The organism is Neorhizobium galegae (genome assembly GCF_021391675.1).
GTDB lineage: Bacteria > Pseudomonadota > Alphaproteobacteria > Rhizobiales > Rhizobiaceae > Neorhizobium > Neorhizobium galegae_B.
Genome location: NZ_CP090096.1, coordinates 1,120,888 through 1,134,113, shown reverse-complemented (window position 1 = coordinate 1,134,113; position 13,226 = coordinate 1,120,888). Strand labels below are relative to the sequence as shown.

The 13,226-nt window shown below is 61.0% G+C and carries 10 protein-coding genes and 1 pseudogene; 7 read left to right on the top strand and 4 right to left on the bottom strand.

Going from position 1 to position 13,226, the window contains the following annotated elements:
• The first annotated feature begins 1 nt into the window (after position 1).
• Positions 2-1,303, top strand: a complete 1,302-nt coding sequence (locus tag LZK81_RS28050; RefSeq protein ID WP_233957290.1) for an LLM class flavin-dependent oxidoreductase — start codon at positions 2-4, stop codon at positions 1,301-1,303.
• A gap of 159 nt (positions 1,304-1,462) precedes the next feature.
• Here the strand turns inward: LZK81_RS28050 and LZK81_RS28045 are convergent.
• The 4 genes and pseudogenes from LZK81_RS28045 to LZK81_RS28030 all read right to left on the bottom strand — a co-directional run.
• Positions 1,463-1,665: pseudogene (locus LZK81_RS28045) on the bottom strand (IS701 family transposase); the annotation flags it as partial.
• Positions 1,666-1,725: 60 nt separating this feature from the next.
• A complete protein-coding gene (locus LZK81_RS28040; protein WP_233957289.1) occupies positions 1,726-2,403 on the bottom strand; it encodes a DUF1028 domain-containing protein in 678 nt (225 codons plus the stop codon).
• A gap of 88 nt (positions 2,404-2,491) precedes the next feature.
• Positions 2,492-2,905 (bottom strand): RidA family protein, encoded by a 414-nt coding sequence (locus tag LZK81_RS28035; protein WP_233957288.1) that lies wholly within the window; start codon positions 2,903-2,905, stop codon positions 2,492-2,494.
• A 54-nt stretch (positions 2,906-2,959) separates the two neighbouring features.
• Positions 2,960-4,210, bottom strand: coding sequence for a flavin-containing monooxygenase (locus LZK81_RS28030; RefSeq protein WP_233957287.1), 1,251 nt, complete (start codon positions 4,208-4,210; stop codon positions 2,960-2,962).
• A 281-nt stretch (positions 4,211-4,491) separates the two neighbouring features.
• On the opposite strand from LZK81_RS28030, the gene LZK81_RS28025 reads away from it, so the two are divergent.
• The 6 genes from LZK81_RS28025 (at position 4,492) to LZK81_RS28000 (ending at position 13,214) form a co-directional block, all read left to right on the top strand.
• Complete coding sequence (locus LZK81_RS28025; protein ID WP_046606041.1) at positions 4,492-5,445, top strand: LysR family transcriptional regulator; 954 nt, start codon at positions 4,492-4,494, stop codon at positions 5,443-5,445.
• A 121-nt stretch (positions 5,446-5,566) separates the two neighbouring features.
• Positions 5,567-7,909: a glycoside hydrolase family 3 C-terminal domain-containing protein gene (locus LZK81_RS28020; RefSeq protein ID WP_233957286.1), complete on the top strand. Its 2,343-nt coding sequence runs from the start codon at positions 5,567-5,569 to the stop codon at positions 7,907-7,909.
• On the top strand, positions 7,906-9,111 hold the full coding sequence (argE, locus tag LZK81_RS28015; RefSeq protein WP_233957285.1) for an acetylornithine deacetylase: 1,206 nt from the start codon (positions 7,906-7,908) through the stop codon (positions 9,109-9,111). Before LZK81_RS28020 ends, argE begins: the two co-directional genes overlap by 4 nt.
• A 67-nt stretch (positions 9,112-9,178) precedes the next feature.
• Complete coding sequence (locus tag LZK81_RS28010; RefSeq protein WP_046606043.1) at positions 9,179-10,249, top strand: ABC transporter substrate-binding protein; 1,071 nt, start codon at positions 9,179-9,181, stop codon at positions 10,247-10,249.
• A gap of 120 nt (positions 10,250-10,369) precedes the next feature.
• Complete coding sequence (locus LZK81_RS28005) at positions 10,370-12,106, top strand: ABC transporter permease subunit (protein ID WP_233957284.1); 1,737 nt, start codon at positions 10,370-10,372, stop codon at positions 12,104-12,106.
• Between the two features lie 49 nt (positions 12,107-12,155).
• Positions 12,156-13,214 (top strand): ABC transporter ATP-binding protein, encoded by a 1,059-nt coding sequence (locus tag LZK81_RS28000; RefSeq protein WP_233957283.1) that lies wholly within the window; start codon positions 12,156-12,158, stop codon positions 13,212-13,214.
• Positions 13,215-13,226: the final 12 nt, after the last annotated feature.

Genomic DNA, 13,226 nt, shown 5'->3' with positions numbered 1-13,226 from the left:
TATGACGCGCAGCATTCACTTCGGACTCTTTCTCCTTGGAACCGGCAGCCACGTAGCCGGATGGCGGGTACCGGGGGCGATAGACAGCTTTCAGGATATCGAGATGGTACGGCGCATTGCCGTGGAAGCGGAGCGTGGGCTATTCGATCTGATCTTCATGGGCGACAATCTCAATGCGGACCCCGGTGCGCATCCGTCCTACACGGCGCGGCTCGAACCGCTGACACTTCTCGCGGCGATTGCCGGCGCGACGCGCCATATCGGTCTCGGTGCCACGATGTCGACGACCTACAGCGATCCGTTCACGGTGGCCCGCGCATTTGCTTCACTCGACCATATCAGCGGTGGCCGCGCCGCCTGGAATGCGGTCACCACGGCCAATCCGGCGGCGGCGGCCAACTTCGGAACGATCCATCCGGACCATTCCAAACGATACGAGATCGCCGAGGAATTCCTGGCCGTGGTTCGCGGCCTGTGGGACTGTTGGGCCGATGATGCGATCCTCGCCGACCGGGAGAGCGGGGTCTATATCGACGCCGCAAAAGTCCGCGCGCTCGATCACGAAGGCACTCATTTTAAGGTCAAGGGACCGATCAACATCAGCCGCTCGCTCCAGGGGCAGCCGATCATCCTGCAGGCCGGCGGCTCCGGTCCGGGACAGGAACTCGCGGCCAAGTCCGCCGATGTGGTCTTCTCCGTCACCCAGGATCTCGATGAGGCGCGCTCTTTCTACGCCTCCGTCAAAGGGCGGCTTCCGAAATTTGGACGCTCCGCAGATTCGATGGTCATCCTGCCCGGCGTGATGCCGATCGTAGGGCGAACCGAGCGCGAGGCCCATGACAAGCTCGCGGAGTTGCAGGGCTTCATCAGCGAGACCAACGGGCTTTCCATTCTGAGCGACCGCTTCGGCGTGGACATGAGCCAGTTTGACCTCGATGGGCCGATCCCGGACATCGGCCCCTCAGACAATTATTATGCCTTTGCGCGGGTCATGCTGGACAAGGCAAGGCGGGAAAACATGCGCCTGCGTGATCTGTACAATCTGGTCGCTGCGGCACGCGGCCACTGGGTTCTCTGCGGCACGCCGGACTATGTGGCGGATACGCTGGAGACGTGGTTCACGACGGGTGCGGCGGATGGCTTCAACATCATGCCGTCCCACTTCCTGGGCGGATTGACGGATTTCATCGATATGGTGGTTCCGCTCCTGCAGGAGCGTGGACTGTACCGGACCAGCTACGAGGGGACGACATTGCGGGACATGATGGGCTTCGCAAGGCCGCCGCGGGTCGGGAGCGCGTGAGCGTCTATGTAAGCCAATGAGTAAATTTGCTGCTGGTTCGAATGTCCATAAGCGGCGAAAGCATTCCTTTTGTTGTTGGCAGGGAAACTGACGCCGCCAGGGGAGAGTATCGTAGTGCTCGGTGCTGGAACCCGCGCTCACAGATGGCCACCCTTAGGCGGCGGAAAGACGCTGCCATGCTTTTGGATCGAGATCACCGGCGATCTCCTGAGCTGTGCCGGCGACCGGAGGCTTGCCTGACCGGGAGCCGAAATGGTGGTCCGATTTAACCCCAAGAACGTAGCCTTTGCAGGCTCGGCGCAAGGTTCCTTCTGCGTCCCCGACGCCATACACCGCACATCTGCGGCCACCCATGAAAACGGCTCCTTGTAGGATTCGCAGTTTTCACCTGATCTCCCGCCGGTGTTTGCTCCACGGATTGGTCACTCGTCGCCAGGTACACCGTATGATGGAGCGGCCAGCGGGTTGAGTGCCCGTGTCACATAATCCATGGCCTGCGGCTTGTAGACGTCCCACGCCCGCGCCACCGCTGCGATCGGGCAGCCATCGTCCAGCCAGTCGATCCGCAGTTCGGCATAGGGCCAGGGCTCCTTGTTGACAATCAACAGCCCCGCCGACCGAACCGGGCCGGCTTCGCCGCCCGCATCAACAGCCGCTCGGAGCGCGGCGATGAGGCGGTCACCCAAAGTACCCGAAGTGGCCTCGAATGAGTCGATCATCACCTTCGGCACGCCGTCATTGGCCAGAAGGTTGCCGGCGGCAACACATTGATGACCGATGGCCGAGGTCCAGGTTCCAAGAGCGTTGCGGCCGGAATGGATAGCCGTCCCGCCGTGCGCATCCACCGCCAGCAACTGGCGATAGTCTGGAAAATCATCGCTCTGTTGCGCCACTGTCACGGCCTCTGCTGCGCTCGCTCCGCTTCCGAGTTCGCCAAGCATTTTGGGACCGAGTGCCGGATTGGTAACGTTCTGCGTTGCAACAGCGCCGATGCCGGCTCGAGCCCAGGCGCAACGTGCGGCCACTGCGGGAGAGGAAGACGAAATCGCCACACCGAACTGGCCGGTCTGCTCACAGCGAGCGACGATGGAGAAGGTCATGAGAGCTCCTGTGTCAGGACCGTGGATAAGTCCTCGGTCTGCAGCTTGCGCCGGTTGGTGAATGCCTGCCGAACGCTCGGAAATAATATCAGTCCGGAATGACGGCTGTCGCGTCGATCTCCACAAGCCATTCCGGCCGTGCCAACGCCACGACGACAAGCCCAGTGCAGACCGGGAAGACGCCTTGGATATATTCGCCCATAGTCCGGTAGACGGCCTCGCGGTGGCGAACGTCGGTCAGATAGACAACTAGCTTCGTCACATGTTCCATTTGGCCGCCGGATTCCTGCACCAGTTGGCGAATGTTCTGCATCACCTTGTGCGTCTGCTCCACCGGATCATGGCTCTCGATGTTCTTGGCGGTATCAAGATCCTGCGGGCACTGGCCACGCAGAAAGATCATCGTGCCGCGAGCGACAACCGCCTGGCAGAGGTCGTTGTCGAGCTTCTGCTCGGGATAGGTTTCCTTGGTGTTGAACTTGCGAATGCGCCTATGTGCCATTCTCTTCTCCATCGGATTGTTCATGCAGGATGCCGGCAGGTCTATGCCCGTCGATCAGGATTTCGGTGCGTAGGCGAGGTAATTGTCCTGGATGGCGATGTGGTCGGCCACGTGTTTGGCGTCGTGCCAGACACCCCAGATGAAGCTGGAGCCGCGGCCGGAGAGCCATGGAAGGCCGAGGAAATAGATGCCTTTTTCTGCCGAGACGCCGCGCTGGTGTTTGGGGCGACCGGCCACGTCGAAGGCATTGACCTTCAGCCAGCTATAGTCCGAGACAAAGCCCGTCGCCCAGATGATGGTGGTGACGCCGGCGTCGTGCAGGTTCAGTTCGCGCAGCGGGTTGATGACACAGTCGACCTCAGGCCCGAGGATACGCGCAGCCGGCTCCTGCGGAAGATCGAGACCGTTGCGGGCGACAAATGCGTCTGCCTCGTCGAGCAGCGACAGGTAATTCTGGTCGCCGCGATCGAGGTTGCGTGCAAGATCGTCGGCAAAGGAAACCGATCCCTCACGGTATGCGGCGGTCATGCCGGCAAGCACCATGCCCTGCGATGCCAGGCGGCGGAAGTCGATCGTCTTGCCGCCGTGTGCGCCGCTGACGGCAATGGTCACATGCTCCGAGCCAGAAGCCTGCGCCTGTGCGTCCCATTTGCCGAGAACACCGAGCCACCAGACGAAATCGCGGCTGCGATAGGCGCGGGGAGGGCGGTCATGCGGGCCGACGGATAGGTAGACCTTGCGGCCGGAAAGCAACAGCTCCTCGGCAATCTGGACGCCAGACGAACCGGCGCCGACGACCAGCACGGCGCCGTCTGCAAGCTGGGAGGGATTGTGGTACTCGCTCGAGTGTATCTGCGCGACCCTGGCATCCGCGGGCACGATCGGGGGAATGCTCGGGCTCTGGAACGGTCCGGTGGCGACGACGACATTGAGGGCTTCGATCGCGCCATCGGACGTTTCGACGCGGAAGCCGGGGCGGTCTTCAAGCCGTTCGACCTTGGTGACTTCGACACCGCAGCGGATCGGTGCCTTGTGCATGTCGGCATAGGCTTCGAAATAATCGGCGACGCCATCCTTGGACACGAACGCATCCGGATGGCCGGGAAATTCCATGCCGGGAAAACGGTCGTGCCAGGCGGGACCGTTGGCAACGAGCGAATCCCAGCGCATCGAACGCCAGCGTTCGGCAATGCGGCCGCGCTCCAGCACGATGTAGTCGACGCCGTTGCGGCTCAAGTGTTCGCTCATTGCCACACCTGCCTGGCCGGCTCCGACAACCAGCGTGTGGATTTTCTCGACTGACATGCACTCGCCCTTTTCTGTTTCGCCAGACCTGCCGATCGGCGTCAGCTATGGTTCCGCTCTAGCGAACGGTTGGCATTCGGAAAATTACGATTTGCTGCAGCACTGGTTAGGATTGCCGAAAGTAGTCAAGGCGGCGCGTTGAAACGCTGTCGCCAGGACCGGCAGCAGGAGAACATTTACATTTTGGAAAACCGCAAATAATAAGCTGGTCTCCATCCCTTCGCATTGGCATGGGCTTACCCGTCGGCCGTCGGGCGTGACATTTGGCATCGGGGCCTCAAATGCGCTTCACACTGCGTCAGCTCGAATATTTTATCGCCACCGCCGAGGCCGGTTCCATCACGCTCGCATCGGATCGCATCCGTGTTTCGCAACCCTCCATCTCCACCGCAATCTCTCAGCTGGAAATCGAGCTCAACACCCAGCTTTTCCTGAGGCGCCACGCGCAGGGTCTGTCGCTGACACCGGCCGGCCAGAAACTGCTGCTGCAGGCCAAGGCAGTGATCGAGCAGGCCCAGAACCTCTATACGGCAGCGTCCGAAGCGACGGATCAGATTCGCGGAACATTGTCGCTTGGGTGCCTTTTGACCTTTGCGCCTATGTTGCTGCCGGAAGTAAGCCAGAGCTTCAAGGCTGCCTATCCCGGCGTAACGGTCCGGCCGACTGTCGCGGATCATCGTACGCTGCTGACGCGGCTGGAGCGCGCCGAACTGGATATTGCACTCTCCTACGATCTGTCGGTCCCCGAGGGCTTCGAGTTTACGCCGCTTGCCGAACTGCCGCCTTATGTCCAGGTAGCCGAGACCGATCCACTGGCGGAGCGTTCAGCGATCTCGCTTGCCGAATTGGAAGAATACGAATTCATCTTGCTCGATCTGCCGCTGTCACGGGATTATTTCCTAGGGCTTTTTGCTGCTGCCGGTGCCAACCCGAATATTGTTGCTCAGATCCAGCATCAGGAAGTCATCCGCACGATGGTCGCCAGCCGGTATGGTTACACGCTCGCTAACGTCCGGCCCAAGAACAAGGCGGCGCTGGACGGCCGGGGGCTTGTCGGCCTCCGTCTGTCGGGTGATCACAAGCCGATGCGCATTGGTCTGATCCGCGTAGGCCAGCAGGTCTCCACCCGGCTAGTGCGGACCTTCGAAGAGCATTGCAGCCATCTGATTTCCGACAGTTACGTGCCCGGCATGGAAGCTCCGATCCTCAACCTGCGTCGGACGGGGCAGAGCTAGGCTCGCTTTTTTCAAAGCACCAGTTCCGAATATCCTATTTTTCTTTTTGACCGTCGGCTGACAGTGTGCGCGCCAAACGCCGCATGACCAGTGCGGTGGGTGCCGCATCACGGAGTCCAGCATGCCCGAGAAGAGCCAGTCCGCAGACCAGACGATAGCTTCCATTGTCGATAGGATGACCAACCAGGAAAAGGTCGATCTGCTTTCCGGCTTCGGAATGTGGAAAACTGCGGCGGTTCCCGCTTACGGCATCAAGCCGATCGTCATGACCGATGGCACCTATGGCGTACGTTATTCGATCCCGCAGATTGACAGTGATGAGCGCGGCGGCATGGATCTCGATGCCTTCCTGTCGGTAGTCAACCAGCGCGCCAGCGACGTCGCCATCGCCTGGGGCGAAATGAAGCCGGCGACCTGCTTCCCCAACGGTTCCGCCATGGGCAACAGCTGGGATGAGGATCTGATGCAGCGGCTTGGCGTGTTGCTCGGCCAGGAATGCCGCGCCATGGGCGTCCATATGCTGCTCGGCCCCGGCATCAACCTGCGCCGTACGCCGCTTGCCGGCCGTTCCTATGAATATTACTCGGAAGATCCACTGGTCACCGGCAAACTGTCGGCGGCGGTCATCGAGGGCATCCAGTCGCAGGGTGTCGGGACCTCGCTCAAACATTTCGCCTGCAACAATTCCGAAGTCGAGCGCACCACGATGGACAGCGTCGTTGAAGAACGGGCGCTGCGGGAAATCTACCTCAAGGGTTTCGAGATCGCCATCAGGCAGTCCAAACCCTGGACGATCATGTCCTCCTATAACCGCCTGAATGGTGTGCAGGCCTCGCAGGACCCCTGGCTCCTCAATGGGGTCCTGCGCGACGAATGGGGCTTTGACGGCGTGGTCGTTTCGGACTGGCACGGCATCAAGGACCGTCCGGTCTCGTTGATGGCTGGTGGTGATCTCGATATGCCGGAAAGCCCGCGTCGCAAGGCGGATCTTCTCGCGGCGCTCGACTGCGGCGCCGTTCCGGTCGAGGTGGCGAACCTGTCGTGCCGGCGCATGCTGGAGATGATCGAGCGCTGCAACGCAGGCGCAAGCCAACCGCTGCCGGTCTATACTGCCGAGGAACACCATGCCGAAGCGCGCGCGATGGCCGCGGCCTCGATGGTTCTCGTGCGCAACGAAGGTCTGCTGCCGATCCAGCCCGACATGATGAACATTCTGGTTGTCGGCCGCGATGCCGGCATTCCGGTCATCCAGGGTTCGGGTTGCGCCACGACGATCCCGACCATGGTCGACCAGCCGCTGGAGCAGCTGGAACAGGCTCTGGGAACGGACCACGTCCTGACGTTCCGCCAGGAAGCCGATGCCGAAACGCTGGCGCTCGCGGCCAAGGCGGATCTGGTTCTGGTCTACACCTCGACCGAAGGCGCATATGACGGTGAAGGCTCCGACCGCACCACGCTGGCGCTCGGCCCCGGTCAGGATGCGATGATCGCAGCCCTCGCGGCGGCCTCGGAAAAAGTGGCGGTGGTGATCGCCTGCCCGGATGCGGTGGAAATGCCGTGGGTCGATCAGGTCGGCGCGGTGCTCGTGACCTTCTATTCCGGACAGGCTATGGGTGGGGCGGTTGCCGACATTCTGACAGGCACGGTCAACCCGTCCGGTAAGCTCTCCGTCACCTTCCCGAAGCGTCTGGCAGACGTGCCCGGCTTCCTGCATTATCCAGGTGAAAACGGCCGGCACATCTATGGCGAGGGCATTCATGTCGGCTATCGCGCCTACGATCTGCGCGAAATCGAGCCGCTGTTCGCCTTCGGCCATGGCCTTAGCTATACCAGCTTTGCCTATTCCGACCTGGCGGTTTCATCGGCACAGATTGGGCTTCACGATGCAATCACCGTCGCCTTCACCATTACCAATACGGGTCACCGGACCGGTGCTGAAGTCGCACAGCTTTATCTGCAGGCGCCCGGCAAGCGGCTGAAGCGTTCACCGCAGGAACTCAAGGGTTTTGCCAAGCCGGTGCTGGCGCCGGGCGAAAGCAAGCGGGTCGAAATCACCATCACGGGTTCGGATCTGGCGATTTGGGACCCGGCGCTCGCGCGCTGGGTGCTGGAGGGTGTCGAAGCCCGGCTGGTCGTCGGCGCCTCTTCGCGTGATCCAAAGCTCTCGGCCGATCTGATGATCAAGCCTTCGGTTCTGCCGTTCCGTCGTATCGCCTACGATACCCAGCCGGCCTACGTCCTGCCGAATGCCATCGCCTGCGAACACATCTGCGCCTATTTGACGAACCGCTACAATATTTCGCAAGAGGATGCGATGCGTATGCTCAATCACTGCGCGAACTCATTCTTCGGCATCTTCACTTCACTCGAACGCCGCCTTCGTGTTTCCATTCCGGAGGCCGAGGTTGCCGGACTGATCTTCGAAATCAACGCGGCGATGGGCGGGGCGGAGTCAGAACTGTGACCGCGACTGAGGATTGGCTGGAGCGCCTGGTCGCTCATCCGACGGTCAGTTCCGAGACGAACCTGCCGCTGATCGAGGAGATCGAGGCGAAGCTGGCGAATACCGGTGCCGTCTGCGAGCGCTTCTACGATACCAGCGGGCAAAAGGCCGCACTTCTGGTGCGTCTGGGGCCTGATGTGCCAGGAGGGCTGATGCTCTCGGGACATGTCGACGTGGTGCCGGCCGCTGGGCAGGACTGGACGGTTCCCCCTTTCAGCCTGATCCGGAAAGATGGCAGGCTTTACGGGCGCGGCACGACTGACATGAAGGGCTTTGTTGCTTCCGCCGTGGCGCTGGCCGAGGCGATCGATGCCAGAAGCCTGGCCGCTCCGCTATGGCTCGCCATCTCCTATGATGAGGAGATCGGCTGCGTCGGCGTCAGGCCGATGCTTGAAGAAATTGTGGGGCGGGACATCCTGCCCGACCTGATCGTCGTCGGTGAGCCGACATCGATGCAGCTTGGTCTCGGCCACAAGGGTAAGATGGCTTTTCACGTCAGGGCCCGGGGCGTTCCGCGCCATTCCGCCGAAGCGCCGCTTGCACTCAATGCGCTGCATATCGCCACCGACTTCGTATCCGGCCTGCGGAAATTACAGGACGAGATCGAAGCCCGAGGTTCGCGTGAACCCGGCTACTCGGTGCCCTACGCAACGGTGCATGTCGGCAAGTTGTCGGGTGGAACCGCGGTCAATCTGGTGCCGGATCAAGCGGAACTGCTGATGGAATGCCGCATGATGGCGGCCGACGATCCGCTTGCTCTTGCCGAGCAGGTCCGCAAGGCCGGCGCGGCAGCCGTGGCCCCGCACAAGGATCGCTTCAAGGAGGCATCGATCGACATCGAGATCACCGGCAACTATCCGGGCCATTCTGTTGATCGCAGCCATCCGATGGTGCAGGCATTTGCCTCGTGCCTGCCGAAGGGAGCCAGGGAGTGCCGTGTCAGCTTCGGCACGGAGGCGGGTCTGTTTGCCCAGGCGCTGGATGTTCCCGTGGTGATCTGCGGCCCCGGCAACATGGATCAGGGGCACCGCCCGGACGAATTCATCGAGGAAACGCAGCTTGCCATGTGCGATGCAGTGCTTGCTGAGGCCGTCATTCGGTTTTGCGCAAGCCGTCGGCCGCTTGCTTCGCATGAGCCAAAGCAGATGCACGGAAAAATGTAATTTACCGAAGCCGCCGCGACGGGAAGAGTAAAGCTGACGAAGGTCAAATAAACGCCGGAGGGTAAAAATGAATAACAATGTATCACGCCGTGGTTTCATGAAGACGACGACCGGGCTTGCCGCCGTGGCGCTTGCAGCTCCGGTCATTCTGAAGGGCAACCGCGTATTTGCCGGCGAAACGCTGGTCGTACGCGACATGGGCGGCGCCTTCTACGAAGGTTTCAAGGTTGCCTTCTACGACACCTTTGCCGCCGAGACGGGTGTTGCCATACAGACCAATACCAACGAGCCAGATCCGATCCCGCAGTACAAGATGGCGATCGATACCGACACCAAGCTGTTCGACGTCGCCCTGATGACGCCGGAACACGTGCTGCGCATCCGCAAGCTCGGCAACAACTATATGTTGCCCCTTAACATCGAGGTCCCCAACAAGGCCGACTTCGCCCCACACACGTTCGAACCCGATTTCGCCGGCGTCGCGATCTTCGCGCTCGCCATGGCTTACCGCAAGGACACCATGAAGACGGTTCCGACTAGCTGGGCCGATTTCTGGAACGCCAAAGCTTTCAAAGGCCGCCGTGGCATGTGGCGCAGCCCGGTCACGACGCTGGAAATGGCATTGCTCGCTGATGGCGTTCCGCTCGACAAGCTTTATCCGCTCGACGTCGATCGCGCCTTCAAGAGCCTCGACAAGGTCAAGTCCAGCATCGACATCTGGTGGACTTCGGGTGCTCATGCAACCCAGCTTCTTCAGAATGGCGAACTGGACATGATGTCGACCTGGTCGACCCGCGCACAAGCAGCCATCAATGCCGGCGCACCGGCAGGCATCGTCTGGAATGGCGGCCTGTTCAACATCGATGGGTGGACCATTGCTGGCAACACAAAAAAGGCCGATCTTGCCCGCAAGTTCATCGAATGGTGCCTGGATGCAAAACGTCAGGCAGCTTATACGGGCATCCTGGCTTGCGGCCCGACCAACATGAAGGCCTACGAGCATCTGAGCGCCGAAAAGGCTCAGCTTCTGCCGACGGCACCCGCCAACATCAAGGGCCTGGCTGTTCTTAATGCTGCCTATTGGGCAGAGCATCAGGACGAACTAACCCAGCGCTTCGAACAGTGGATTCTGAGCTGATTTTCAGCGGAAACGACCACCTGAGCTTCAGGCCTCGCCGTTCGGCGAGGCGGCTTATCTGACAATGGATGGCCGGTTCTGCGCAAAGCTGAACGGGCCATTTCAACAAACGGGACATCCATGGCTGAACTTTCCGCCAAAGACACCTTCTCACGGAAGCGCCTGAGAGCGGATAGCCTCTGGCTTACCATGCCGGGACTTGTCTACATGGCTCTGTTGCTGATCCTGCCGGCTGGCGCGCTGATCTGGCAGTCCTTCATTGAGCCGAAGTCCGGTGCTTTCGATCTGACCGTCTATCGGCAGATGTTCTCGGCCGGCGTCTACGTGAAGGTGCTCGCCAACACGTTCGCCATCTCTGCCCAAGTCACCATCGTCTGCCTTCTGGTCGGCTATCCCATCGCCGTCTGGCTGGCCGGCATGCCGGAACGTCGCCGGCGCATGGCTATGTGGCTGGTCCTGCTACCATTCTGGGTCAGCCCGCTTCTGAAAAACTTCGCCTGGATCGTGCTGCTCGCTCGCAAGGGCATTGTCGCGCAGATGTTGACTGGCATGGGTTTCGATACCCAACTCGACCTGCTCTACGGCCGCGGTGCGGTTATCTTCGGCATGGCGCATGCCATGCTGCCTCTCGCGATCCTCACAATGCTGCCGACCATGCTGTCGATCGACGGTCGCCTCATCCCCGCCGCCATGACCATGGGCGCGAGCCGTAGCCAGTCCTTCTGGCGCATCTTCATGCCGCTTTCCATGCCGGGCGTTGCCGCTGCCGGCCTGCTCATCTTCGTGATGGGCCTCGGCTTCTTCATCACGCCGGCTCTTCTGGGCTCGCCACGGGAAACGGTCATCGGCCAGATGATGATTACCCAGGTTCAGCAGTTGTTCAACCTGCGGCTTGGCGGCGCTCTTGCAACCCTCCTCCTCGCCGTGACGCTGATTACCATCGCCGTTTACGATCGTTTCTTCGGCATGTCGGCCGTCTCGGGCAATAGTGCTGCAGCCAGGCGCGGCGGCGTTATCGGCGCCATCGGCAGCGCAATGATCGAGATCGGTGCGTTTGTCAGCGACTTCGTTGCCAGCCTGTTCCCGGCACGTCTTGGACGTCGCGTCTTCACCGCGTTCGTTTGGATTGTTATTGCAATCATGATCGTGCCGGTTCTGGCATTCCCACCGATGGCTTTTTCCGGCTCGAGTTTTCTTGAGTTCCCACCGAAAAGCTTCTCGTTGCGCTGGTTCCAGACCTATCTCAGTTCCGATCAGTGGATGGGTGCAACCGCGCGTTCAGCCGTGGTCGCGATCGTGACAGGTGTTGTCGCCACCATCATTTCGGGCATGGCGGCCTATGGACTGGCGCGCACGCAACGCAAGGCCGGTGGCCTGATCTTCCTGTCGTTCATGCTGCCGATGATTGTACCCAATATCGTCATCGGCGTATCGCTGTTCTATGTGCTTGCCAAAATCGGTCTGATCGCGACCAATACCGGCATCATCCTCGGCCACACGCTGTCGGCCATGCCGATCGTCTTCGTCATCCTGCTGACTACGTTCCGGAGTTTTGACTGGCGCCTTCTGCAGGCGGCCGGAACACTCGGCGCAAACGGCTGGCAGCAGATCCGTCTCGTCCTTCTTCCACTGATCAAGGGTGGTGCCATTGCGGCCTTCCTGTTCGGACTGCTGCACTCCTTCGAAGAACTCACCATAGCGCTGTTCGTAGGTGCGGGCGTCAAGCAGACACTCCCAAAGCAGATGTGGGACGATATCATTCTCAGCATTTCTCCGACCCTGGCTGCTGCCTCGGTCTTCATCGTGGCGGTGGTGACAGTGCTCTTCGTCATCGCCGAAAAGGCAAGGCCGCGCTGACATGCGAAACCCCGCCGATCCCATCACGACCAAAGGAACCACATTCGACATGTCAGCCGCCTCTGCGAACACGCCGGAAATCAAGCTTCAGGTGAACGGCCTTGCCAAACTCTACGGCCAGACCACCGCACTCGATCATGTCGATCTCGAAGTCCGCAAGGGCGAGCTTCTCACGCTTCTCGGACCGTCCGGTTCCGGCAAGACGACGCTTCTGCAGCTCATCTGCGGCCTGCAGGAACCGACGTCGGGCACCGTCATCATCGACGGCAAGGATCAGACCCACGCACCGGTCAACAAGCGCGACATTGGCGTCGTATTCCAGAACTATGCGCTCTTCCCGCATATGACGGTGGCCGAAAATGTCGGCTTCGCGCTGAAAATGCGCAGCCTGCCGAAGGTGGAGATCCACGCAAAGGTGACCAGCGCGCTGGAAACGGTCGGCCTCGCGCATGCAGCATCACGCTCTCCCTCGCAGCTTTCCGGCGGCCAGCAGCAGCGCGTCGCCTTGGCCCGTTGCCTCGTCTACGATCCGGCGATCATCTTGATGGACGAGCCGCTCGGCGCGCTCGATGCCAAGCTGCGCGAAGTCATGCAGATCGAGATCAAGCGCATCCACCGCGAGACGGGGGCGACGATCATCTTCGTCACCCACGACCAGCAGGAAGCGCTGGCACTGTCGGACCGCATCTGCCTGATGAACGACGGCAAGATTGCCCAGCTCGGCACGCCGCGCCAGATGTATGACGAGCCGCAGAACCTGTTCGTTGCAGATTTCATCGGCGTCTCGTCGATCATCCGTGGCACCGTGAAGGCCGGCGCGCTCGAAACTGCCATCGGGACGCTGCCGATCGCCGGCGAGGTTCCAGCCGACGGCACGAAGGGTGCAATCGTCGTTCGACCGGAAGTCATCACGCTCGGTCAAGGCTTCTGCGAGGGCCGGGTGCGCGAAACCGTCTATGGCGGTTCGGAACTGCGCGTGATCATCGATGCTGGCAAACAGGAAATCATCGCCCTGGCTCCCGCTCGGGCCGGCGATGTGGCGGTTGGCTCAATGATGCGCTTCGGCTGGGCGCCGGACACCGCCCGCTTTCTCGCCGACAAGGGCTGAGCTTCAGGGAAC

Bases quoted from the DNA above. Each gene is read 5' to 3' on its own strand.
- LZK81_RS28050 (WP_233957290.1), top strand. From the start codon at position 2: ATGACGCGCAGCATTCACTTCGGACTCTTTCTCCTTGGAACCGGCAGC.
- LZK81_RS28040 (WP_233957289.1), bottom strand. From the start codon at position 2,403: ATGACCTTCTCCATCGTCGCTCGCTGTGAGCAGACCGGCCAGTTCGGT.
- LZK81_RS28035 (WP_233957288.1), bottom strand. From the start codon at position 2,905: ATGGCACATAGGCGCATTCGCAAGTTCAACACCAAGGAAACCTATCCC.
- LZK81_RS28030 (WP_233957287.1), bottom strand. From the start codon at position 4,210: ATGTCAGTCGAGAAAATCCACACGCTGGTTGTCGGAGCCGGCCAGGCA.
- LZK81_RS28025 (WP_046606041.1), top strand. From the start codon at position 4,492: ATGCGCTTCACACTGCGTCAGCTCGAATATTTTATCGCCACCGCCGAG.
- LZK81_RS28020 (WP_233957286.1), top strand. From the start codon at position 5,567: ATGCCCGAGAAGAGCCAGTCCGCAGACCAGACGATAGCTTCCATTGTC.
- LZK81_RS28010 (WP_046606043.1), top strand. From the start codon at position 9,179: ATGAATAACAATGTATCACGCCGTGGTTTCATGAAGACGACGACCGGG.
- LZK81_RS28005 (WP_233957284.1), top strand. From the start codon at position 10,370: ATGGCTGAACTTTCCGCCAAAGACACCTTCTCACGGAAGCGCCTGAGA.
- LZK81_RS28000 (WP_233957283.1), top strand. From the start codon at position 12,156: ATGTCAGCCGCCTCTGCGAACACGCCGGAAATCAAGCTTCAGGTGAAC.